This is a genomic window from Kribbella sp. NPDC058245 (genome assembly GCF_042882005.1).
Classification (GTDB): Bacteria; Actinomycetota; Actinomycetes; order Propionibacteriales; family Kribbellaceae; genus Kribbella.
Genome location: NZ_JBHVWY010000008.1, coordinates 358,941 through 382,881, shown reverse-complemented (window position 1 = coordinate 382,881; position 23,941 = coordinate 358,941). Strand labels below are relative to the sequence as shown.

The window sequence follows — 23,941 nt, the reverse complement described above, 5'->3', positions numbered from 1 at the left end:
CCGCCGTCGATCCACGAGATGAGGTGGTGCGCATCGCACATGACCGGTGGAGCGCCACACACGACACAACCACGATCCCGGGTATTCAAGGCATGCCGCATCCCCTTGGTGACAAGGCGTTCACACCGCCCCACATCCAGCGGCTCGGACTTGGACCCGAGCACGACCGGGATGATCTTGGCGTCACACGCCAGCATCCGCGCAGTGGATGCGGACAGCCCGGCACCAAAGACAGTGTCCGCGATCGAATGCGCAGTGGAGTTCTTCAGGTCTTGCCAGTCGATCGTCACCACCAAAGTCGCCTTCGCACCAAACCCAGGCACCCAGTTGCCGGCGACCACCGGCCCGACGGCGGATGTCGCGGCGACAGTCGCACAACGCTCAGCCTGCACAGCAGCACCCCCACCGATCTCGGAGCCGAACGCGATGTCTGCGTCGAACAGTGAGCCGCCGTTGAACAGAGCGTCTGCAGGCAGGTCGCCACTCGTCGCCACTGAACTGTCCGTGCGATCCTCAGCCGTGTCCGTGTCGGCGTCCACGTCGGTGGGCGCGTTGGCATCGGGCCCACTGCCGGACCCGGCCGAGTCGAGCGGCGGGGTCGCCGGGTCCGACGTAGCAGCAGTGGCAGCGGCGGCACCGGTCGTCGCGTCCGGCGCCGACTCAGCCGTCGCAGCCGTCGCATCCGGCGTGTCCGTCGCATCCGGTGCGGCCGATGCAGCCGTCGCGTCCGGCGTGTCCGTCGCATCCGGTGCGGCCGATGCAGTCGTCGCGTCCGGCGCCGCCGTCGCGTCCCGGGTGGTCGATGCCGTCGGCGGTTCCGCTGCAGGCTTCGTCTCACCGGCGCTCGCCCCGGTGCTCCGGGAGGCAGTCGCATCCGGGCTGGTGCGGAGGGCTCCGGCGTCGGTGGCTGCGGTGGCGATGCGGACGGTGGTGGACAGGGCGTCGGCTCGGCGCTTCTCGGCGGAGCGGGGGTCTCGTTCACCATCGATGGTGCGGTGGGGGCGGGCGAGGGTGTGGATGGTGGAGCAGATCATTTCGGCGTTGTCGTTGGCGAGGTAGCCGGAGATGCGGACGCCGTGTTCGTCGGGGATGAGGTTGAGGCGTTCGCGGGCGTAGGCCTTCTGTTCGGCGGGCTCGGGGCCGTCTTGGTCGAGGATGTCGCGGGCGCGCTGGGCCGCCTTACGCAGTTCACCAGGCGACATGTCCCGGGCGACCTTCACCAACTGTTCTTCGGCCACGCGCAGATTCTCGACCGGGACCGTGTCCGGGACCTTCTCCAGCATGGACACGATCACCGCCGCCCGCTCGGGCGAGAGCGGCACTTCGGGTGGGAGGGTGTCGTCGGTACCGTCCGGGATCGGCACCGCGACGCTCGGGTCGGGCAGTGCGTCGATGACGGCTGGGTATTTCGGCAGGGCGCGGGCGAGCCGGACCAGGCCGTGCGCCTTATAGGGATCCATCCGGTGCCGGACGGTGAGGAGCTCGGCGGTGTTGCGGGCACCGAGTTCTGCGGCGTGGCCGGTCTCGTCCACCCGTGCGACCCGCGATAGGCGGGCGGTCTCCAACCGGGCGATCTCGGCGTCGATCGAGTCGATGTCGGCCAGCGCTTCGCTGCCGCTCATCGACCACGCCGGCCGCTCACCCAGAAGTTCCATACCGACAACTCTAGACATCGCCTCCGACAGTTTTCAAAGCCGGAACCCCTTATTTTCAAGGGAAATAGTTATCCACAGACTTCAGTTTCTCCGCCACCTGGCCAGCGTCACCGTGTATGCCCGCACAGGACAGCATCAACTACTTGCCCAGGGCAAGCTTTGCGGCCGGGTGACTGCCGGGGTCGCCAGGGCCTTGGCGACGAGGCCGCAGCACGCGTTGCCCGTGATGCTCGTGCACGGCACCCAGCCGGTGCGCTGTCCACCGTGCACGAGGGGCACTCGCTTCCCGGGCCCAAGGCGGCGCGCCCACGCATCATCATGGGCGCAACCAACCACACCCTCGACACAGCTCAGGCGATCAGCGAAGTCTTCGGCCACCCGCACCCAACCCGCCTGGACTCAGCGGGGGCGGAAGGCCGAGGTCGAGTCGTTGCCTGGGGCGATCTTGAGGGTTCCGTCCGGAGTGTGGTGGACGAACTGGTCAGGGTAGTTGTGCGAGCGGTAGCTGACGGCGCCGTTCGCGCCGGGGACGGGATGGAAGGTGGCGTCGGCACGGAGCAGCGGTGTGCCGTCGGACAAGCTCAACTGGAGCACCGAGTTCTGGTGGCGGAGGTAATGGCCGGGGTAGTTGACCGACTCGAACGACACGCCGTCACGGTCGGCGAGGCCGGCGACGACGCGGAAGTCGAAGTCGGCGGGAGGACTTCCGGCCGGTTCACCGGGGGTGTCGATCCGGCCGATGCTGTTGCGATGTCGCCAATATTTGCCGGAGGCATCGACCGACTCGATCCGCTGGACGCCGTTGACGGCGAAGGCCTGGATCTCCGCGAGGCCGACGTTCAGGCCGGATCCGTTGATCTGAAAGGTGATCGACGTGGTGGCCCGGGGCGGGAACGCGATCACCCTCCCGGTGCCGTCGATGTCCACCGCCGACACCGCGACCGTGCTGCCGTCGCTGAAGGTGAGGGTGCCGCCGGCGGCATGATCCTTGGTGTTGACGCGGTCGTAGACAACGACCTGCCCGATCGTCTGCGGTTGCTCCGGCCAGCTCAGCTTGAGCCATGGACTGGTCTGTCCGCCGGATCCCCACTCCCCCGCGTACCACTGGTTCGCGACGCCGTCGGTGGCCGCGCTGCCGCCGAACGCGGGGTCGTTGCCGAAGACGGTCGAGACCTCGGCCTTCGCGCTGGAGGCCACGTTCGGAGCCGACAGCACCCGCAGCTCGCGCAGACCGACGTTGCTGCCCGATCCGCCGGTCGCCTGGAATTTCGCCCAGGTGACGACCTTCGCCGGGAACGACGCCACCTTTGGCGTCCCATCAGCAGGAACCGCGGAGACCGGAACCGACGTACCGTCGCTGAACAGCAAGGTTCCGCTCGTCACGTTGCTCGTCGTGCTCACCCGATCGGCCAGGACGACGCGATCGATGGTGTGACTGTTCGCCCAGTCGACCCGGATCGACGGATTCGTCTCGGTGGAGTTCCATTCGGCCGGCGTACCGTCGAACGCCTTCAGCTGCCCGTGCGGGCCGAGGTCCAGCTGGCTGGAGGTGGTGACAGTGCCTTCCCGTACGACGTTCGCCCCGTCGTGCACCTGGATCTCGGAGAGCCCGACGTTCAGGCCCTCGCCTTTGGTGACGACGAACTGCACAGACGTTGTCGCCCGCGGTGCGAACGTGATCGCCTTACCCAGCCCCGTATTCGGCAGTTCCGGTACAGGGACCGTCGTACCGTCACTGAACACCAGCTTGCCCGCGAGAACCCGGTCCGTCAGGTTCGCGCGATCGGACAGGACCACGCGCCCGACGACCTGCGGAGTCGGCCAGGTCAGCGTGATGTTCGGCGTCAGCTCCTCCCTCGAGGCCCACTCCCCGACCGCGTGGACGCCGACGATGCCGTCCTTGACCTTGGCCGCGTCCAGCTGCGGATCCCTCGCGCTGACGGTCGATGCCGTCACGGTCGCCGTCGCCGCGAGGTTGTCGCCGTCCGAGTACGGCTCCTTGGTCTGCCGAACCCCGGTCACCGACTTGGCCGGTACGGCGAAGTTCACGTGTGGCGAGCCGCCGTTCGCGGGCAACGGAATCACCGCCTTCGGGGACGTCGCACCCTGCGTCGGACTCGCCTCGAACACGTTCGCCACCGTCGGTGCGGTCGCGCCGAGCCCGGTCAGCTGCAGGTCGACCTCGAGCGGCTCGGTACCGTCGTTGACCACCCAGGCCACGTTGTCGCCGTCGGCATTCGTCGCCGCCCCGGTGTCGATCAACGACGACGGCGACCCGACGATCTGCCGAATCCGGCTGTCTCCGGTTCCGAGCCCGAGCTCCTGCGACATCATCTTGTAGACCCGCGCCCGCGGAACGAGCACGCCGTTGGCCTGGACGCCGAGGTAGACGTTGCTGCAGTCGGTCCCCTCCGGAACTCCCTCGCGGCAGCCGGCGTTGTCCGCATAGACGTTGGCCCCGGCCGCGCGCTGGTTGATGAACTTGGTCAGCCGCAACGCGTCGTAGCTGATCGCGTTCGCGTTCCACGAGTTCAGGTCGGTGGCCGTGCCCGAGGGACTGTCGTTCCATTCGGTGACGTAGATGGGAATGCTCGCCGGTCTGCCCAAGGAGACCGCCCGCTGCCGGATGGTCTCGACCATCTCGTCGCGGTAACCCACGTAGTCGTTGTAGGTGTGGTAGCTCAGGAAGTCGAACTGATCCTTGACCGTCGAGGCCAGCAGGTAGTTCAGCCAGGCCAGCGTGCGATCGGGGTTCGACACGACCGGGCCACCGATCGGGATCGACGCGTCCACCGATCGGATCGCGGCCCGGGCGTGCGCGTAGATGTCGCGATACGCCTCCATCCGCTGGCTTTCGCCGTACGGCGAACCGTCCAGCGTGAGGAAGTTGTCCAGGTCCGGCTCGTTCCAGATCTCGACCAGCTGCACCTTGCCGCGGAAGTGCTGATAGATCTTCGCGATGGCGTCCTCGTAGACCGTCCAGCCGTCGGCGCCCTTCGGCGGGCTGGAGCTCCGGCCCGGCAGGTACCCGAGCCAGTCGACCGAGTAGCTCATGATCAGCATGATCTTCTCGCCGCGCTGGTGGTGCTCGTCGACCCAGCCGTACCGGCTCCAGTCCCAGGTGTTCGGATCAGCCACCGAACCGGCGGGCGAGCCGTTGCCGACCGCCGCCTTGTAGGCGGCGATCGTGGTCCTCGGGAGAATCTCGGCCAAGTAGGCGTCCCCGCGGATCAACCGGGTGCCGGCCTGGTCCAGCGACTCGATGTCCTTCGGGTCCGGCAGCCAGTTGATACTCGAGCCGAACACCTCCGCGTGGGCCAGGCCCTTGTCGACGGAGAAGTCAGCCGTGAACGTCGCAGTCGGTGCGGCTTGCACCGGCGCCTGGGCCTGCATCTGCAGACCGACGGCCAGCAATGCCGCCGCGAGAACTACCCGCACGCTCCTCATGCCGTCGGCACCGGGCTGACGTCGATCGCGTCGAGCTCGGTGTAGCAGTCGCCCTTGCTGAACCGGACCACGTTCTGCCCGGCCTTCAACTGGACGTCGACCGCCGCCACCGACAGCAGGTCCCAGCTGTACGACGGGTAGACCACCGGCGAAGCCACTCCCCCGTTGGCCGCGACCTGGTGGCTGCAGTTCGTCCCGATCCCGTTCGCGCCACGCGCCCGGATCCGGTAGGTGCCAGCTGCCGGCACCTGGAACGTGAACGCCACCACGCTGTCCGCGAAGTCGATGTACCGCGCCTTACCGCCACCCGACGCCGACGTGATCCGCCCGGTCTGGACATGCGTGAGGGTCGCGTTCGCCGCCTGCTCGGCTTCCAGCCTCACCAGCGGTTGCCCGGTCAGAGCGCCGTACCAGATCCCCGCCGCCTTCGACAGCGCGCCGTACGTCGGATGCAGCGCGTCCGCCATGTCGAACGGATTCGAGAATGCCGGGTTGGTGTCCACGAACGTCACCTTCGTCCCCGCGGCGGCCTTCGTCGCGACCATCGCCGGAATCGTCGCGTTGAACGCCTCCACATGCGCGTCCTTCAGTTCGTCATTGATCGGCGGAATGCTGCTCACGAATGTCTGCGTGTTCGGCAACGTCTGCGCGATCGTGTCCAGCAACCCCGACAACCGCCCCGGCGCAGCCCCCGACGCCTCATCCGTATGCATGTCGTTGGTCCCGATCATCAACGTCACCACATCCGGCTGATACGTGTTCAGCCAGCCGACGACGCTGCCCTGGATCATCTCGATGGTCCAGCCGCCATGCCCCTCGTTGTCCTTGTCCGCAAGAGCCGCCGACCCACTGCTCATCGACCCGACGAAATCGACCGGCCGCCCATCCGCGCGCAACAGCTGCCAAAGGTCCGTCCGATATCCGCCCTGGGCCGCGTCAGCCCCGGCAGTGATCGAGTCCCCAATGGCCATCACCTTCGTCGGCGCAGCCCGCACCAACGGCACCGCGACGGTCGGAGCCACCGACTCCCCCGGCGAACTCAATCCCAACGCAACCACGGAACTGACCAGCGCAACCGGCACAGCACGCAACACTCCACGCATCACAATTCCTCCTCGGGGCGGTTCCCCAGATCCTCAGCCACCCACCCCGGTCCCACAATCCTTTCCGTCTCTGCTGAAGCGTCTGACAGTTCTGGTCTACTTTCGGCCCGTGTTGCTGGCACAATCGGGGGCGTGGAGGAGACGTTCGCCGCCGTACTTCGGCTTGCCCGGCTGTCTCGTGGTTTGAGTCAGGAGGCGCTGGCCGAGCGGGCGGAGCTCAGCACCAAGGCGATTGGCCTGCTGGAGCGTGGGGTGCGGCGGTTCCCGCATCTGATGACGGTCGACAAGCTGGACCGGGCGCTGTCGCTCAGCACGGAGGAGCGGGACCGGTTCAAGCGGCTGGCGGCGCGCGGTGCGGCGAGTGAGCAGACAAGCTCGGCGGAGGCCGGGGCGGCGTGGGTGGTTGTAGACCAATTGCCGCTGTGCCGGGCAGCGTTCACAGGGCGGGCGCAGCATCTCGATGAGCTTCGAGAGGCGTTGACGACGACTACTTCGCAGGCTGGGTCGGCGGTTGTAGCGACCGTGCGTGGGATGGCTGGGGTGGGTAAGACCTCACTCGCGGTCGAGGCCGCTGAGGCGTGCCGGGCGACGTACCCGGATGGCGTACTGTCCGTGAACCTGCGCGGCTTCGGTTCCGGTACGCCGCTCACACCGGTGCAGGTGATCGGACAGCTGCTCCGGTCTACCGGCGTACCGGCTGAGGCGGTGCCTGGCGATCCGGCGGACGCGGTCGCGGCGTTGCGGACGCGGTTGGCGAATCGGCGCGTGTTGTTGCTGCTCGACAATGCGCGAGACGTTGCCCACGTCACTGACCTGATTCCGAGCGCGAGTGGCTCGGCCGTGCTCATCACCAGCCGCAACACACTGACGACCCTGCCCGCCCGCCTGCACGTGCAGCTTGAACCGATGCCGGTCAGCGACGCCGTCCAGCTTCTCGCCAACGGCGCCGGCCGCGACCGGCTCGGCGATTCGGCCGCGCGCATTGCCGAACTGTGCGGACGCCTTCCGCTCGCGCTCTCGGTGGCCGGCGCCTGGCTGCTGCGCCGCCCGGATACGTCCGCGGCCGAGCTGGTACGGCGGTTGGAGGACGAGACCCGGCGGCTTGATCTGCTCGGTGTCGACGATCTCGACGTACGCGCCAGCCTGTCGTTGTCGGTCGACCACCTGACCAACAGCCCGCGGCCGCGCGATCACGAGGCGGCCGCCGCCTTCACGCTCCTCGGGCTGACAGCTATCGGAGACTTCACCGCCGAATCAGTCGCCGCCCTCCTCGGCTCCAGCCGCGCCCGAGCAGGGGATCTGCTCGAACACCTCACCGACCTCCACCTGCTCGAATCCCCCACACCCGGCCGGTACCACTTCCACGACCTCGTCCGGACGTTCGCCCACGAGCACGCCCAGCGACTCCCCGAAGCAGACCGTACGGCGGCCCTCGACCGCCTCCTCGACTTCTACCTGGCGGTCGCGTGGCGTACGGCCGCGCTCGCGGATCCGAAAGCGTCGCGCACGGCCTGGGCGGGCCGGCCGGCCACTCCGTCCTTCCCAGCCTTTACGACCACCGAAGACGGTCTGAACTGGATCGACACCGAACTCGCCAACTACCTCGCGATCATCGAGCAGACCACCCGGCTCGGCGGCCGTGACGAGCCGGCCGCCGGCCTGGTCGTCGGCCTGTACAGCTACTTCGTCGTACGCGGGAACCTGATCGACTGGCTGCCCGCCATCGACGCTGTGGTCGGTGGCGCGATCGCCGGCTGGACAGCTGCCCAGCTCCACGCCGACGCGGCCATCGCACTGGCCGAGCTCGCGCGGTACGACGAGTCGGCCGAGCGATTCGGTCTCGCCCGGGACGAGTTCGAGGCCATCGGCAACCTGCGCGGCGTCTCGCTGACCACCAACAACAAGGCTCGCTTGCTCGTCCGGATGCGCCGGTACGCCGAAGCGCTGCCGCTCGTCGAATCCGCCCTGGTCATCAACCAGCGGCTCGGCAACGTGCGCGGGATAGCCGCTACCTACAGCACCCTGGCAGAGCTGCACACCGAACTCGGCAACTGGGCAGCTGTCGAGGCAGACGTCGCAGCCGGCATCGAGCACTACACACTGGCAGACGATCCGGGCGGCCTCGCCAACATCAGGATCGAAGGAGCCTGGGCCCGAGCCCGATCCGGCCGCCCCGACACAGCCATCCCAGACCTGCTTCAATCCCTGTCCGAGCTCGACGAGCTCGGTCTGCGGAAGAACACCTGCGACGCACACTGGGTGCTCGGGATGACGTATCTCCAACTGGCCGACTACGAGTCCGCCATCGAGCACGCCGAGTCAGCCCTCGAGATCGCCCTCGACGTGAACGACCCCCGCCGCGAAGCCCAGGTCCGCGTCCTGCTCGGCGAAGTGCTCAGCGAGATCGGCGACCGCGACGACGCCGTCGCCAACCTCGAGTTCGCCCTCACCTTCTACCGCCGCCACCACCCAGGCAAAGCCGCCGACACCGAAGCCCTGCTCCAGAAGATCCAGAACGAGACCAGCGCCTGAGACCGTGGCGTCCTGGCACAATCGGGTCCGTGGAGGAAACGTTTGCCGCCGCACTCCTGGAGGCCCGGCGCGCCCGAGGACTCAGCCAGGAGGCGCTGGCAACGCGTGCCGGCCTCAGCGGGCAGGCGATCGGCCTGCTCGAGCGAGGTGTCCGTCGATACCCGCATCTCACCACCCTCGACAAGCTCCATCTAGCGCTCGACCTCACCGCGGAGGAACGCGCGCGCTTCAAGCGCCTCGCATCCCGCGGGACACCCACCGACACGGAGAGCAGCCTGGGGACCGGTGGCTCACCTTGGACCGTCGTCGACCAACTTCCGGCAACGAGGGCAGCGTTCACCGGGCGTCTTGAAGATCTAGACCAGCTCAAGCGAGCGCTGACGGCCGGTGAGGCACAGGCTGGCGCGACTGTTGTCGTCACCGTGCGCGGAATGGCCGGCGTAGGCAAGACCGCCCTCACGGTCGAAGCCGCCAGCGCCTGCCGTGCCGCCTACCCCGACGGCATCCTGTCCGTGAACCTCCGCGGCTTCGGCACCAGTACGCCGCTCAGTCCGCTGCAGGTGATCGGTCAGCTGCTCCGGGCCACCGGCGTACCGGCTGAGTCAGTGCCCACCGACGAGGCCGACGCTATCGCTGCCCTGCGCACTCGACTCGCGAACCGCAAAGTCCTTCTCCTGCTCGACAACGCCCGCGACGTCGCTCAGGTCACCGACCTGATCCCCAGCACCAGCGGCTCCGCCGTACTCATCACGAGTCGCAACACCCTGACGACACTGCCTGCCCGCCTGCATCTCCAGCTCGAGCCGATGCCGTCCAAGGAGTCCGTCGAGCTCCTCACGACCGCCGCCGGCTCCGAGTGCCTCGGCGACTCGGCAGACCAGATCGCTGACCTCTGCGGCCACCTCCCGTTGGCGCTCTCCGTCGCCGGCGCCTGGCTCCTCCGCCACCCGGAAACCTCCGCCGCCGAGCTAGTCCGCCGCCTGACCGACGAAACCCGCCGCCTAGACCTACTCGGCGTCGACGACCGCGACGTCCGCGCCAGCCTCGCCCTCTCTATCGACCAACTCATCAGCAGCCCGCGCCCCCGGGACCACGATGCCGCCCACACCTTCACCCTCCTCGGCCTGACCGCCGCCGAGGACTTCACCGCCGAATCCACCGCGGCCCTCCTCGACACCACTCCCCCGAAGGCCGGCAACCTTCTCGAACACCTCACCGATCTCCACCTCCTCGAGGCCCACGCTCCAGGCCGATACCAGTTCCACGACCTGGTTCGCACTTACGCCCACGAACTCGCCGATCGGCTCCCAAAGCCTGAGCGCGATGCCGCCTTCGACCGTTTCCTGGCCTTCTACCTCGCCGTCGTCTGGCGGTCCGCCGACCTCGCCGAACCAAAGTCCGCTCGCAAAGCCTGGCCCGGACGGCCGCCAGCGCCGACGTTTCCGGCTCTCAACAGGTCCGAGGAGGCATTCAGCTGGATCGATGCCGAGCTGACCAACTATCTGGCTGTCATCCGCCAGGCCGTTGCTCTCCCCGCCCACCACGAAGCAGCAGCCGGTGTGGTCATCGGTCTCTACAGCTACTTCGCGATGCGCGGAAACCTGACCGACTGGCTACCCGCCATCGAAGAGGTCATCGGCGGTCGGATCGACGGCTGGACAGTCGCCCAACTCCATGCCGACGCGGCCATCGCCCTGGCCGAGCTCGCCCGATACGCAGAGTCGGCGGTGCGCTTCGGACAGGCCAGAGACGCTTTTGAAACCATCGGTAATCTGCGTGGAGTCTCCCTGACTGCGAACAACAAGGCCCGCCTGCTCGTGCGGATGGAGCGATACGGCGAGGCACTGCCACTCGTGGAGGAGGCCCTCGCGATCAACAAGGAGCTCGGCAACGAGCGCGCGACCGCGGCGTCGTACGGCACCTTGATCGAGATTCGCACCGAGCTCGGCGAATGGGGTGCCATCGAGGCCGACGCGGCGGCCGCTATGGAGCTGTTCGGCGCTGGCGGCCACCTCGGCAGCGTCGCCAACATCAGGATCGAGGCCGCCTGGGCGCGGGTCAGGGCCGGACGCCCCGAAGCAGCACTCGGCGACCTGCTCTTGTCACTCGGCGAGCTTCAGGCGCTGGGCCAAAGAAAGAGCGTCTGCGACGCCCACTGGATCCTCGGATTGACCTATCTCCGTCTCGAGGAGCTCGAGTCCGCGATCGAGCATGCGGAGTCAGCGTTGGAGATAGCCCTAGACGTCAGCGACATCCGGCGCGAGGCGCAGATCCGATTGCTGCTGAGCGAGTTGCTCAATGAGATCGGTGACCGTGACGAGGCCGTCGCCAACGTCGACTTCGCACTCCACTTCTACAGGCAGCACGACCCGGGCAAGGCTGCGGCCGCCGAGGCGTTGCTGGAGAAGATCCGCAACGAAACCAGCGCCTGACCGGATCGTCAGGCGCTGGTTCGACAGAGCAGGTCAGCCGGCTTGGGTGGTGGCGGCCGGAGTGGTCGACGCCTCGCCTGGCTGGTTCTCTGGGAAGTGGCAGGCGGCCTGGTGACCGGGGGCCAGTTGGAGCAGCGGCGGCTCCTGGGTCTTGCAGATCTCTTGCGCCTTCCAGCAGCGGGTGTGGAAGCGGCACGCGGGCGGCGGGTTGATCGGGCTCGGGACGTCGCCTTCGAGGCGGATGCGCTTGACGTTGCCCTTGCGCTTGGTGTCCGGGACCGGAACCGCCGAGAGCAGCGCGACCGTGTAGGGGTGCATCGGCTTCTCGTAGAGGCTGACGCGGTCGGCGATCTCGACGATCTTGCCCAGGTACATCACTGCGACCCGGTCCGACACGTGCCGGACGACCGACAGGTCGTGCGCGATCATCACGTACGTGAGGTCGAACTCTTTCTGCAGGTCCTCGAGCAGGTTGACGACCTGAGCCTGGATCGACACATCCAGCGCCGAGACCGGCTCGTCGGCGACGATCAGCTTCGGCCGCAACGCGAGCGTCCGGGCGATCCCGATGCGCTGCCGCTGACCACCCGAGAACTCGTGCGGGTAGCGGTTGTAGTGCTCCGGGCTAAGTCCAACGAGCTCAAGCAGTTCCTGCACGGCACGCTTCACGCCGTGCTCGGTCTTCACATTCTGCAGCCGGTACGGCGCTCCGACGATCTTGCCGACGGTGTGCCGCGGGTTCAGCGAACCGTAGGGATCCTGGAAGATCATCTGTACGTCGCGACGCAGCGGCCGCATCTTGCCTTCGCTGAGGTGGCTGATGTCGCGCCCCTCGAAGACGATCTTGCCCGCGGTCGGCTCCAGGAGCCGGGTCAGCAGCCGGCCGGTCGTCGTCTTGCCACAACCGGACTCGCCCACCAGCGACAAGGTCTCGCCGCGCGTCACGTTGAAGGTCAGGCCATCGACTGCCTGCACCGCGCCGGCCTGCCGCTGCAGCAGGCCCTTACGGATCGGGAAGTGCTTGACCAGGCCGTCGACCGACAGCAGTTCCTCGCCCATGGCAGGCTCGACCACGCCCGGGACGGCAGTGGATTCAACTTCTTCAATGCTCACAGTGTCGTCCCGTTCACAGCTTCGGCTTGATGTCGGTCTCCCACGCGTGCTTGCGCTCGGCCGGGGAGAGATGGCAGGCGACCTTGTGACCGGCGCCGATGTCGAGCAGCTCCGGCCGGTCGGTCTCGCTGGCGCCGCCGTTCAGGTGCGCGTAGTTGCAGCGCGGGTTGAAGGCGCAGCCCTTCGGCACGTTGATCAGGCTGGGCGGCGTGCCCTTGATCGGGATCAGCCGCTCGGTGCGCTCCCGGTCGATCCGCGGCATCGATCCGAGCAGGCCCCAGGTGTAGGGGTGCTGCGGGTTGTCGAAGATGTCCTCGGCCGTGCCGTACTCGATCGCGCGACCGGCGTACATCACCTGGATGTCGTCAGCCAGCTCGGCCACCACACCGAGGTCGTGCGTGATGATGATGACGGCCGAGTTGAACTCGCGCTGCAGGTCCCGGATCAGGTCCAGGATCTGCGCCTGCACGGTCACGTCGAGCGCGGTGGTCGGCTCGTCGGCGATCAGCAGGTCAGGGTCACACGACAGCGCCATCGCGATCATCGCGCGCTGCCGCATACCGCCGGAGAACTGGTGCGGGTAGGAATCGACACGCCTGTCGGGCTGCGGGATGCCGACCCGGTCGAGCATGTCGATCGCGTGCTTGCGGGCGACCTTCTTGGTCACCTGGTTGTGCACCCGGTACGCCTCGACGATCTGCGCCCCGACTGTGTAGAAGGGGTGCATTGCCGACAGCGGGTCCTGGAAGATCATCGCCATCCGCTTGCCGCGGAGCAGCCGGACCTCCTCCGGCGTCGACGAGACCAGCTCCTGACCGTCGAGGAAGATCTCCCCGGTGATCCGGGCGCCGCCACGGGCGTGCAGGCCCATGATCGACAGGCTGGTCACGCTCTTGCCGGAGCCGGACTCCCCCACGATGCCGAGGGTCTTGCCACGCTCGAGCTGGAACGAAATCCCGTCGACCGACTTGACCACGCCGTCGTCGGTCGGGAAGTGCACCTTCAGATCCCGGACGTCGAGGAAGGCCTCGCCGCGGGGAATCCGCTGGACTGTGGTGTCTTGGATTTCGGTCACGAGATGCGCACCCTCGGGTCGACGACGGCGTACAGGAGGTCAACGATCAGGTTCGCCAGCACGATGAAGAACGCGGCGACCAGCGTCACGCCGAGCACCTTGGGCAGATCGTTCACCCGCAGTGCGATGACGGCGTACTGACCGATGCCGGGCAGCGAGAACGTCGTCTCGGTGAGGATCGCCCCACCCATCAGCAGACCCAGGTCCAGACCGAAGATCGTCAGGATCGGGGTCAGTGCAGAGCGCAGCCCATGCTTCAGCACGACGGTCCGCTCGGTGAGACCCTTGGCCCGAGCTGTCCGGACGAAGTCCTCGTTCATCGTCTCGAGCATTCCGGCCCGCGTGAGCCGTGCGTACGACGCGGCGTACAGGAAGGCCAGCGTCACCCACGGAAGGATGAGGTCGTACGCCCACCAGATGGGGTTCGTTTCATCGAGTGGGTTGGTACCGCCCTGGACTGTCCAGCCGAGCCCGTAACTGAAGATCGACAAGGACAGCAGACCGGTGAAGAAGATCGGGAGCGAAACACCCGCTAACGCCACCGTCATCAGAGATCGGTCCAGGATCGAACCGCGCCGCAACGCGGAGACGATCCCGGTACCGACGCCGGTGATGAGCCAGATGAACGCCGCACCACCCGCCAGCGAGGCGGTGACGGGTAATCGCGCCACCAGGTCTGGCCAGACCGGCTGCTGGGTGAGGAACGAGTACCCGAAGCACGGAGCCGGGCAGTGCTCGGTCGCCGGACCGTAGTTGTAGTCCTGCCCGACGAACAGGCCCTTCACGAAGCGGCCGTACTGCTCGTAGAGCGGATCGGTGAAGCCGAGCCGGACCGCGGTGTCGTGGATCTGCGCCGCCCCCGCACTCTTGCCAACGTAGCGAGACGCCAGGTCGTCGGCGGTGGCGCCGCCGAGCTTGGGAACGAGAAAGAAGATCGCGAACGTCACGGCCGTGACGATGAAGAGCAGGACTACTGCTCCGATCACCCGGCGGACCAGATATGCGAACACCGTGCTCGGCGTGGTGGCCGATGATCATCGCTGATCACCGGCCACCGAAGCCTTCACCTACCTCTGCTGAGCGATTTCGGTTGGTTGGTCAGGGCAACGACTTACTTGAGGCCGATGGCCGCGTAGTCGTACATGTTCTGACCGGAGTTGGTGAACACGTTGGCCAGCGTGTCCGGGCGGTACAGCAGGCCCTTGGCCCAGATACCCGGCAGCGCGCCAGCCTGCTCCATGACCTTCTTGTCGACATCGACCCAGTAGCCGTTGCGCTTGGTCTCGTCGGTCTCGGACATGGCCTTGTCGACCAGCTGGTCGACCTCGGGGATCCGGATACCCAGGTTGGTGTTACCACCGGTGGTCCGGATGGTCCGGCTGTCCACGATCTGCTGCAGGAAGCCGAAGCCGTCGTTCCAGTCCGCGCCCCAGCTGTAGACGATCAGACCGAGCTTGTTCGCCTTCGCGAAGTCCGGCTTGCCCGCGTAGAGCTTGGTGTAGTCACCGGTCGGGTACGGCTTGGTGGTCAGCGTGATGCCGGCCTTCTTCAGCGACTGCTGCAGGGTCTCGGCAACGGCCTTCTCCTTGTTGCGGTCACCGCGGAAGGCGATGTTCACGGCGAAGCCGTTCGGCTGGTTGCACTGCTTCAGCTCGTCCTTGGCCTTCTCGACGTTGCCGTTCTTGTCAGCCTCGAAGCCGTAGTCGTCGAACTTCTGCGAACCGTTGACCGCGGGCGGCATCAGGTTCGTCGCGATGTCGCCACCGACGGGGCCACCGTAGGCGCGCTGGTACCCCTCGTGGTCGGCAGCGTAGAGAATCGCCTTACGGCAGTGGATGTTGTCCAGCGGCGCAACCTCGGTGTTCAGCACCGTGAAGTTCAGGCGCGGGGCCGGCACGTTGTCCGTGTGCGCCTTGAGCTTCGGGTCTGCCAGTACCTTGGCCTGGGTCTCCGGCTGCACGCCCGTACCGGCGATGTCGACATCGAGGTCACCGGCGATCAGCCGGTTGTCGATGTCGGTTCCCTCGACGTTGTAGGCGATGGTGATCTTGTCCGGCAGCGCCTTCCGGCCCGAGTCCGGGTCGGTGGACGCGTCGTAGTTCTCGTTGCGGACCAGGTCGAAACCCTTGTTGTCGTCGTAGGTGTCGAACTTGTACGGCCCCGTCGAGACCGGGTGCAACTTGTACTTTGCGCCGGTGTCCTTCGCCTGTGGGACCGGAGCGGTCGACGGCAACTGCGCGAAGTAGTCGAAGCTCGAGAACGGCTTCTTCAGGTGGAAGACGATGGTGTTCGCGTCCGGCGTCTCGATCGCCTTCGCGACCCCGGCCAGCTCCTTGTCCTTGTAGACGCTGAAGCCCTCGGGCACGTCCAGCAGGAAGTCGTTGAAGTACGTCGGGCCGTTCGGCAGCGTCGCCTTGTCCAGCGACCGCGCGACGGCGTACTTGACGTCCTTCGAGGTGACCTCGGTGCCGTCCTCGTACTTCACGCCCTTGCGGATCTTGTAGGTCCAGGTCTTGGCGCCGTCGCTCGGGACACCAGGAGCCTCGGCCAGGTCCGGAACCGGCTTGCCACCCTCGGCACCCGGAACGGCCTTGAAGGTCATCAGCGGACGGACGTAGTTCCGCACCAGGTTCCAGGACAGACCGTAGTAGGTGTCACCGGGGTCAGGGGAGTCCCATTTCTCGGTGACGGCCATTCGGAGCGTGCCGCCCTTTTTGTCACTCGGGCTGAAGACCTTGTCAACGGCCGCGTTGGCCTCCGGCGTGGCGCCGCCTTCGCTGGTGCCACCGCCCGGCTTGGCCTTCGGTCCCCCGCATGCCGCCAGACTTAAGGCGACGGCCGCAGCGACGGCTACTGCCGTCGTGATGCGTTTCCGACTCATCTCTTGTTGCACCCCTTTGTGTGGTTGGGAGCTGTGCGTTCACACGACTCCCGGTTTGGAGAGAAGTACTACCGCGACCGCGGGTCCAGCGCGTCGCGCAACCCGTCGCCGAACAGGTTGAAAGCCAGCACCGTGACGAAGATCGCCAGGCCCGGCGGGATCATGTACATCGGGTCGACGGCGTACCACTTGGAGGCGATCGACAGCATGTCGCCCCAGCTCGCCGTCGGCGGGCGGACACCGACGCCCAGGTAGGACAGACCGGCCTCGAACAGGACATTGGTCGGGATCAGGAGCGTCGAGTAGACCAGGATCGGCGCGATCAGGTTCGGCAGCAGCTCGGTGAACAGGATGTACGGCCGGCGCGCGCCGAGGCTCCGGGCCGCGTCGACGAACTCACGCTCGCGCAGGGACAGCGTCTGGCCGCGGATGATCCGGCCGATGTAGGGCCAGCTGAAGAAGCCGATGATGAAGACGATCAACGCCACGCGGAGCGGGTCACCGGTCAGCCCGAGGATCGAGTCCGGAATCGCACCGACCAGGGCCAGCGCGAAGAGCACCAGCGGGAAAGCCAGGAAGATGTCCATCAGGCGGCTGATCAGGGTGTCGACCCAGCCGCCGAAGTAGCCGGCCACGATCCCCATCACGACGCCGATGACGACGGACAGCAGGGTCGCCAGGAACGCGATCAGCAGAGAGATCCGGGCGCCGTACAGAATCCGGGCCAGGATGTCACGGCCGTTGACCGGCTCGATGCCGAGCGGGTGGTCCCAGCTGATGCCGCCGAGCTTGCCGATCGGCGTCTGCAGGGAGGGGTCCACCTGATCCTGATGGAAGTCGTTCGGCGTGATCCCGATCGCCTTGCAGATCAGCGGCGCGAAGATCGCCACGATGATCAGCAGGATGACGATGACTCCACCGGCGAGGGCGACCTTGTCGCGCTTCAGCCGCATCCAGGAGATCTGCCAGAGCGACCGGCCCTCGATCTTCTTCATGCCGTCGAGGACGGCCTCCGGCTGGGCGTCGGACGACCCCGGTGCGACCTCGAGTGGTGCGCTCACGCGATGCGACTCCCCTGCGTCATTCGGTTGAACCGGAACGAAATCCGGTATGGCTGCCGCCTTAACCTGCCGCCATTACGGTCTGGAGTCAAACGCCGAATGCGGTGCGTTGCCCGATCGTGATCGGCAGGAAATCGTCCCGTATCGTGGACGTTTTCGCAGTAAAGCACGCCGCCCTACCGAGGGTCGCTATGACCTCGCAAACCGTTACTGTCATGGCATCTTTGTGTCATCCCGCAGCGCTATTTGCGCAGTCCCGACAGGTGCAGGAAGGCCAACGGATCGAGGGCTCCGGACAGGTTCTGCACATCCTGACCGGCGACTACGCTCAGTCGCCCCTGCCAGGTCGGCAGCACCGGCACCTCCCGGGCGAACACGCCTTGCAGCTGCTCGAGCAGCTCGGCGCGCTTGATGCCGTTCTGCTCGGATCTTTCCTGCTGCAGCAGCTTCATCGCGGCCGCCGAGCGGTACCCGTTCGGGAAGGGATCACTGACCCCGACGAACGGCGCCAGGTAGTTGTCCGCATCCGGGTACTCCGGGATCCAGCCCGCGATGTAGAGGTCGAAGGCACCGGCCTTGATCTGTGCCTGGTACGCCGGCCACTCCGCGCTCTTCAGCGTCACCCGGAACAGCCCCGACGCATCCAGCTGCCGCTTCAGCTCCAACGCCTCGGCCTTGGACCCCGGACCGAACCGCGACGGCGTCCACCCGAGCGTCAGGGGCACTACGCCCTTCACACCGCCCGCCTTCAGGATCGCCGCGGCCGCCACCTTGCTCGGCTGCTTGTACTCCGCCCGGAACGCGTCCGTCGCGCCACCGAAGCTCGGCGGCACCATCGAGTACAGCGGGCTGACGTGCTCGGCGTACGCCTTCTTCACCAGCGCCGGACGATCGATCAGCTGCGCGATCGCCCGTCGTACCGGCAGTTTGCGAGCCGTCACCGACTTCAGCTGGAACGCGACGAACTGGATCACCGCGTCCTCGGACTCGACCACCTGTACCTGGTTCGACGTCCGGAGCTTGTCGAGCTGGCCGATCGTGAACCCGCGGTAGGCCAGATCGGCCTGACCGCCGTTCTTGCTCCCGGCACCCTTGCTCCCGGCAATGGCCTGATTCAGCGCGACCGCGTCCTTGACCAGAGCGATCTGGACGCCGTCGTTCTGCGGACCGCGCGACCCCTTGTACCCGGCGAAGCGCGCGAGCGTGACCGACTCCCCCGGCCGGTACGACGTGAGCTGGTAGGGCCCGCTGCCGGCAGCGGCCGTGTCGACGAGCTTGGTGCGCGAGTACGCCTCCTCGTCCACGATCGACGCGCCGGTCGTGGTCAGCAGATAGGGAAGCCGGGCGTCCGGGCCCTTCAGGTTGAAGACAGCCGTCAGCTCGTCCGGCGTACTCACCGAGGTCACCGAGGAGAACAGCGGCGCCGGCCCACCGGGTGTCTTCAGCGCCAGCATCCGCTCGAAACTGAACCGGACGTCCGACGAGGTCAGCTGGTGACCGTTCGGGAAGGTCAGCCCTTCCTTCAAACTGCACGTGTACGTCGTCGGCGAATCGAACTGGCAGTCGGCCGCATCCGGCACCGGCGTCGGCTTGCCCGGCAGGATGGTCAGGAGCGTCTGGTACAGATTCGCCTGCACGGTCCGCGAGCCCACGTCGTACGGACCGGCCGGATCCAGCGAGCTGATCGAGTCGGTGGTCGCGACCCGCAGGACCATCGACTTCGGCGTGGGGTCACCGGTGTGCGGTGCGTTGTCGTCGGGCTCACCGCACGCGACCAGGCCGGCACCCAGCCCGCCGATCGCAGCGGACATCACGACCCGCCGCCACAACTCGCTCACCCTGTCACCTTCCCCACGACCCCAGTACCCCAGTAACGGCCCCCGAGGGCACCAAGTGACGGTAACGCCTCAGCGGAGCAACTCCCGCAGCGACTCCGGAGTCACGGCTTCCAATGAGCCCACGACCAGGCGGCGCGGCGCCTCCGGGATCGGCACGAAATGCGGTACGGCGACCACGTACGCGCCGGCCGCCGTACCGGCCTGGGTCCCGGTCAGCGAGTCCTCGATCACCGCACACTGCGCCGGATCGACGCCCAGCTTGGCCGCCGCGGTCAGGTACGGCTCCGGGTGCGGCTTGCCGTTGGTCACCTCGTCACCGGCGACGATCACGTCGAACGGATCGTCCGGCAGGTGGCTGAGCACCGCGTCGATCATCACCCGGTACGACGCCGATACCAGCGCACACGGTACGTCGGCCTTGCGGAGCGCCTGGAGCAGTTCGAGCGCACCCGGCTGGAACTCCACCTCGCGGCGCAGCGACTCGATCACCTCACTGAAGATCCGCTCGGCCAGCGCCTCGGCGGTGATCACACCGGCCGGCAGCGCAGCCAGCCAGACCTGGACGGCGTCCCGCAGGTCACTGCCGAGCAGCCCGAGACTGTCTTCCTCGGTCCAGGTTCCGCCCAGCTCGGGCAGCACCCGGTGCTGGACCTCGTCCCAGACCTTCTCCGAGTCGACCAGCGTTCCGTCCATGTCCCAGAGCACGGCCTGCAGCACGGCTCCCCCTCCACTTGTGGTTGTTCCGGAACCATTTTCCCGTGGCTCCCCCCGACACGTTCCGCCGGGGGTGCGGCGACACTTTTCGCTCCGCGAGAATGGGCAGGGCGTGCCGTCACCGAACGACGTAGGCTGGCAGTCCGGAATCCGGCAACCTCGCCGGATGGCTACAGACGACAGGGGGCCTGCGAGTGGTTGATCTCGCGAACCTGAGGGACCCGGTCGTGATCGCGGCGTTCGCGGGCTGGAACGACGCCGCCGAAGCGGCCACCGGAGCGGTCGACCACCTGATCGAGCAGTGGGGTGCCGAGCTCGTCACCGAGATCGACCCCGAGGAGTACTACGACTTCCAGGTGAACCGGCCCGAGGTCGGATTCGACGAGAACGGCGAGCGGCAGCTGACCTGGCCGACCACCCGGCTCTTCGTGGCCCAGCCCGAGGACACCGACCGCGACATCCTGCTGATCCGCGGCATCGAGCCGAACATGCGCTGGCGCGGCTTCGCCCAGGAGCTGCTCGAGGTCGTCGACGAGTCGAACGCCCAGATCGTCGTCGTACTCGGCGCCCTGCTCGCCGACTCCCCGCACACCCGGCCGATCCCGGTCTCCGCGACCTCGAACGACGAGGCGCTGAGCGCGTCGTGGAGTCTCGAGCCGTCGACGTACGAGGGCCCGACCGGCATCACCGGCGTCTTCGCCGACCTCTGCAGCAGCCTCGGCGTACCGTCCGTCTCGATCTGGTCGGCGATCCCGCACTACATCGCGGGCTCGCCCTGCCCGAAGGCGTCGCTGGCGCTGCTGAGCAAGATCGAGGCCCTGCTCGACCTGCAGATGCCCGAGGGCGAGCTGCCCGAGATGGCCCGCGCCTGGCAGCGCGGCGCGGACGAGCTGAGCGAAGAGGACCCCGAGGTCGCGGAGTACGTGCACTCCCTGGAGGAGCAGCGCGACACCGCCGACCTGCCGGAAGCATCGGGCGACGCCATCGCGGCCGAGTTCGAGCGCTACCTGCGCCGCCGGAACAAGAACCACCCGGACACGCCTTAGCCTGCTGTGAATTCAAATCCGTTGCTACTCACGGGTCACCTACCGTGGCGTAACTCCGTGGATCGGCCTATTGTCGTCGTCGGACGATAGGCCGGTCACGGGAGCAAGGCAGATGCGCAGGTCGCGGGGTGAGCACGGAAGCTCGTCCATGCCTGCCCTCGCAGTCCTCATCCTGCTCGGGATCGTCGCCGTCATCGGCTTCCTCGGGAACAAGAAGGACGACGAACCGCCACCGGTCGACCTGACCACGCTCGCCGCGTCCAGTACGGCGACCACGATCGCCGGCGCGCCTCTCGACCCGGACCCGTACGAACCCACCGCGGGCGTCGTCGTGCACCCGCGCGCCGAGGCCGCGCTCTACACCTCTCCCGATGGCGACGCCTTCGCGAAGATCGCGCCGAAGCAGTTCGGCCCGACCTGGCTGCCCGTGGTCGAACAGGCCGACGGCTGGGTCCGCGTGCTGCTCCCGTCCAAACCGAACCGCTCCACCGGCTGGATGCGCGAAGACGAGCTCGATCGCGCCTCCTCGTCGTACCTGATCCGGGTGCACACCGGATCGCGGACGATCGAGCTGTTCGAGAAGGGCAAGCGACTCGGTTCCTGGAAGGCCGGCGTCGGCGCCCGCAAGACCCCGACCCCGGCGGGCCGCACGTTCCTGCTCGGCTCGATCGTCGACCACAAGCGCTCCGCGTCGCCGATCGTGCTGCCGTTGGGTGCGCACAGTCCCACTCTCGACACGTTCGGTGGCGGACCTGGTACGGTCGCGATCCACGGGTGGCCGCGCGCCGACGTGTTCGGAGCCGCGATCAGCGCCGGGTGTGTTCGAGTCCCGAAGACCGCCTTGGCCAAAATGCAGCAGGTCCCGCTCGGGACGCTCGTTCAGATCGACAACAAGTGACGTACGTGAGGAGACCGGAGATGCGCCGACAGCTCGTACCGACTGTCATCACGGCAGCCGCCGTGGCCGGAGTCGTGGCGTTCAGCCTGGTCGCCAGTGCCCCGGTGGGTAACGCCGCCGCCCGGCCCTCGTCGGCATACGCCGTCAGCGCCACGGGCCAGGTGCCGGTCGACAAGACGCCGTACGTCGAATCTCTCGACGGCAAGCCGAAGAAGTCCTCGGCGCTGGAGCTGCCCGACAACCCGCTGCTCTCGGTCCGGGCCGGCACCGTCAACGCCGGCAACAACTCGGCCTCGGTCGAGCTGATCGACATCTCGGTCGGCGCCGACATCCTCGGCCAGATCCCGATCCCGCCGGACCTGAAGAAGCAGTGCGACGCCCTGCCCGCGACCGGCGCCGACGATCTTCCGATCCCGGACATCAAGCTGCCGGACCTCGGCCTGCCGCTCCCGCTGCCCTCGCTGAGCACCAAGGACCTGCCGGTCAAGAACCTCCCGGACCTCTGCAAGCTCCTGCTCACCCCGCCGAGCTCCCTGCTCGGCATCGACGCCGTGAACGTCTGGTGCTCCGGCGCCAAGGGCGGCATCGACGTCGGATCCCTGACCCTGCTGGGCCAGACGATCAAGATCCCCAGCACCACCCAGACCTTCAGCACGCCGGCCAACCCGTTGATCGCACTCACCGTCAACGAACAGACCAAGAACGCCGACGGCTCCTTCACGATCACAGGCTTGAAGATCGACCTCGGGAACGGCGCGCAGGTCATCCGCCTGGCCTCGGCCACCTGCGCCAAGCCGGCTGCCGCCAAGCCGACCCCGAAGCCCACCACGCCCAAGCCCACTCCCCCGGTGAACGCCCCGCCGGCCGCTCCCAAGCCCACCCCGATCAAGACCCACGTCGCCGTCACCGGCTGAGCAACGTCTGCCAGTACGGCCAGAACTGCTCACCGATCAAGGCGAGTACGACGACCGCCCAGATCGTCAGCGGGACACTGTGAAACCGCGTGACGGCTGGGCGGTTGAGGTTGTGCAGCGTCACGTACCAGAAGATCGGGATCGTGACGGCCCAGACAGCCATGCAGTACGGGCAGAGCGCCTGAATCCGGTAGAGGCTCTGGAACATCAGCCAGTGCACGAACACGACGCCGAACGTGACACCTGCCTGCAGGCCGAGCCAGAACCAGCGCCGGAAACCGGCACCAGCCAGCAGGGCAGCGCCGACCGTGGCGATCACGGCGAACCCGGCGATACCTATGAGTGGGTTGGGGAATCCGAAGGCCTCGGCCTGCGGCTTGGTCATCACCGAGCCGCACGAGAGGATCGGGTTGATGCTGCACGACGGGATGTAGGCCGGATCGCGCAGCATCGCGATCTTCTCGACAGTCAGTGCGACGGCGGCGGTCAGCCCGATCGCGCCGCCGACCAGCAACAGCCAGGGCAGCAGCCTCGGGAACGGCTCACTTCTTGAGGGCTGCATCGATACTCGCCGTCAGGTCCTGGGCCGACTGCGGCTGCAGCTTCTCGCCGTTCAGGAAGAACGTCGGCGTACCGGTCACACCGAGCGCCTCACCATCGGCGATGTCGCGCTTGATCCGTTCCAGCGTGGCCGGGTCGGCATAATCCTTGTCCCAGGCAACCACATCGAGCCCGAGCTCCTCGGCGTACCCGCGGAACCGGTCGTCGGCCGGCACTCGCTGCTCGCCCCACTCGGCCTGGGTCTCGTACATCTTCTGATACATCTGCTCGAACTTGTCCTGCTTGGCGGCAGCCTCGACCGCACGCGCGGCGCGTTCGGCGTTGAAGTGACCGGGCAGCGGGAAGTACCGCACCACGAACGTCACCTTGCCGGCATAGGTCTTGCGCAACTGCTCGACGACCGGGAACGCCGCGCCGCACGACTCACATTCGAAGTCCAGGAACTCGACGAAGGTGGCCTTGCCGTCCGCCGCGACGTCGAGCTTGTGGCTGTCGGCGCGCACCAGACTGTCCACCCGGCCTTCGCTGACCGGGCTCGCTGCCGGCTTGTCATTGGCCTTGACTGCCACCAGTACGCCGGCGATCAGGATGAAGGCGGCCGCGATCGCGATCGATATCCGTGCATTGGTACTCATGTGTACTGCTCCTCGAATCAAGTAGGGCAAGGCATG

At 67.2% G+C, this 23,941-nt stretch carries 17 protein-coding genes; 5 read left to right on the top strand and 12 right to left on the bottom strand.

The annotated features are described in order from the left end of the window. The 3 genes from ACFVWG_RS21400 to ACFVWG_RS21390 form a co-directional block, all read right to left on the bottom strand. The coding region (locus tag ACFVWG_RS21400) for a DUF222 domain-containing protein (RefSeq protein ID WP_391545090.1) at positions 1 to 1,655 on the bottom strand (1,655 nt) is incomplete at its 3' end. Positions 1,656 to 2,054: 399 nt separating this feature from the next. Further along, the gene (locus ACFVWG_RS21395) at positions 2,055 to 5,102 is read right to left on the bottom strand and encodes an AbfB domain-containing protein (RefSeq protein ID WP_391545089.1); all 3,048 of its coding nucleotides are present in this window, start codon (positions 5,100 to 5,102) and stop codon (positions 2,055 to 2,057) included. Next, a complete protein-coding gene (locus ACFVWG_RS21390) occupies positions 5,099 to 6,205 on the bottom strand; it encodes a GDSL-type esterase/lipase family protein (protein WP_391545088.1) in 1,107 nt (368 codons plus the stop codon). Before ACFVWG_RS21390 ends, ACFVWG_RS21395 begins: the two co-directional genes overlap by 4 nt. A gap of 132 nt (positions 6,206 to 6,337) precedes the next feature. Here ACFVWG_RS21390 and ACFVWG_RS21385 point away from each other — a divergent pair, with 132 nt between their 5' ends. Together ACFVWG_RS21385 and ACFVWG_RS21380 are read left to right on the top strand one after the other, a co-directional pair. Next, positions 6,338 to 8,737 (top strand): tetratricopeptide repeat protein, encoded by a 2,400-nt coding sequence (locus ACFVWG_RS21385; RefSeq protein WP_391545087.1) that lies wholly within the window; start codon positions 6,338 to 6,340, stop codon positions 8,735 to 8,737. Between the two features lie 29 nt (positions 8,738 to 8,766). Beyond that, entirely contained in the window at positions 8,767 to 11,169 is a 2,403-nt protein-coding gene (locus tag ACFVWG_RS21380; RefSeq protein WP_391545086.1) for an NB-ARC domain-containing protein, read from the top strand. A 33-nt stretch (positions 11,170 to 11,202) separates the two neighbouring features. Here ACFVWG_RS21380 and ACFVWG_RS21375 read toward each other — a convergent pair whose 3' ends face one another. From ACFVWG_RS21375 to ACFVWG_RS21345, 7 genes are all read right to left on the bottom strand, one after another. Next, on the bottom strand, positions 11,203 to 12,228 hold the full coding sequence (locus ACFVWG_RS21375; RefSeq protein ID WP_391545096.1) for an ABC transporter ATP-binding protein: 1,026 nt from the start codon (positions 12,226 to 12,228) through the stop codon (positions 11,203 to 11,205). Positions 12,229 to 12,295: 67 nt separating this feature from the next. Then, a complete protein-coding gene (locus tag ACFVWG_RS21370; RefSeq protein ID WP_391545085.1) occupies positions 12,296 to 13,357 on the bottom strand; it encodes an ABC transporter ATP-binding protein in 1,062 nt (353 codons plus the stop codon). After that, positions 13,354 to 14,367: an ABC transporter permease gene (locus ACFVWG_RS21365; protein WP_391545084.1), complete on the bottom strand. Its 1,014-nt coding sequence runs from the start codon at positions 14,365 to 14,367 to the stop codon at positions 13,354 to 13,356. Before ACFVWG_RS21365 ends, ACFVWG_RS21370 begins: the two co-directional genes overlap by 4 nt. A gap of 101 nt (positions 14,368 to 14,468) precedes the next feature. Beyond that, complete coding sequence (locus ACFVWG_RS21360; protein WP_391545083.1) at positions 14,469 to 16,238, bottom strand: ABC transporter substrate-binding protein; 1,770 nt, start codon at positions 16,236 to 16,238, stop codon at positions 14,469 to 14,471. Positions 16,239 to 16,306: 68 nt separating this feature from the next. Beyond that, entirely contained in the window at positions 16,307 to 17,299 is a 993-nt protein-coding gene (locus ACFVWG_RS21355; protein ID WP_391545082.1) for an ABC transporter permease, read from the bottom strand. A 242-nt stretch (positions 17,300 to 17,541) separates the two neighbouring features. After that, positions 17,542 to 19,137 (bottom strand): ABC transporter substrate-binding protein, encoded by a 1,596-nt coding sequence (locus ACFVWG_RS21350; protein ID WP_391545081.1) that lies wholly within the window; start codon positions 19,135 to 19,137, stop codon positions 17,542 to 17,544. Positions 19,138 to 19,206: 69 nt separating this feature from the next. Further along, the gene (locus tag ACFVWG_RS21345; RefSeq protein WP_391545080.1) at positions 19,207 to 19,854 is read right to left on the bottom strand and encodes an HAD family hydrolase; all 648 of its coding nucleotides are present in this window, start codon (positions 19,852 to 19,854) and stop codon (positions 19,207 to 19,209) included. A 191-nt stretch (positions 19,855 to 20,045) separates the two neighbouring features. Between ACFVWG_RS21345 and ACFVWG_RS21340 the strand changes: the two genes are divergently transcribed. The 3 genes from ACFVWG_RS21340 to ACFVWG_RS21330 all read left to right on the top strand — a co-directional run bounded on the left by ACFVWG_RS21340 (position 20,046) and on the right by ACFVWG_RS21330 (position 22,709). Continuing rightward, complete coding sequence (locus tag ACFVWG_RS21340; RefSeq protein WP_391545079.1) at positions 20,046 to 20,897, top strand: PAC2 family protein; 852 nt, start codon at positions 20,046 to 20,048, stop codon at positions 20,895 to 20,897. A gap of 148 nt (positions 20,898 to 21,045) precedes the next feature. Then, positions 21,046 to 21,795 (top strand): L,D-transpeptidase, encoded by a 750-nt coding sequence (locus ACFVWG_RS21335; protein ID WP_391545078.1) that lies wholly within the window; start codon positions 21,046 to 21,048, stop codon positions 21,793 to 21,795. Between the two features lie 20 nt (positions 21,796 to 21,815). Beyond that, entirely contained in the window at positions 21,816 to 22,709 is an 894-nt protein-coding gene (locus ACFVWG_RS21330; RefSeq protein WP_391545077.1) for a hypothetical protein, read from the top strand. Here the strand turns inward: ACFVWG_RS21330 and ACFVWG_RS21325 are convergent. Then, positions 22,699 to 23,271 carry a vitamin K epoxide reductase family protein gene (locus tag ACFVWG_RS21325; protein ID WP_391545076.1) on the bottom strand — a complete coding sequence of 191 codons (573 nt, stop codon included), beginning with the start codon at positions 23,269 to 23,271 and terminating at the stop codon, positions 22,699 to 22,701. The two genes, ACFVWG_RS21330 and ACFVWG_RS21325, sit on opposite strands and share 11 nt — an antisense overlap. Beyond that, entirely contained in the window at positions 23,252 to 23,905 is a 654-nt protein-coding gene (locus ACFVWG_RS21320; protein WP_391545075.1) for a DsbA family protein, read from the bottom strand. Before ACFVWG_RS21320 ends, ACFVWG_RS21325 begins: the two co-directional genes overlap by 20 nt. Positions 23,906 to 23,941: the final 36 nt, after the last annotated feature.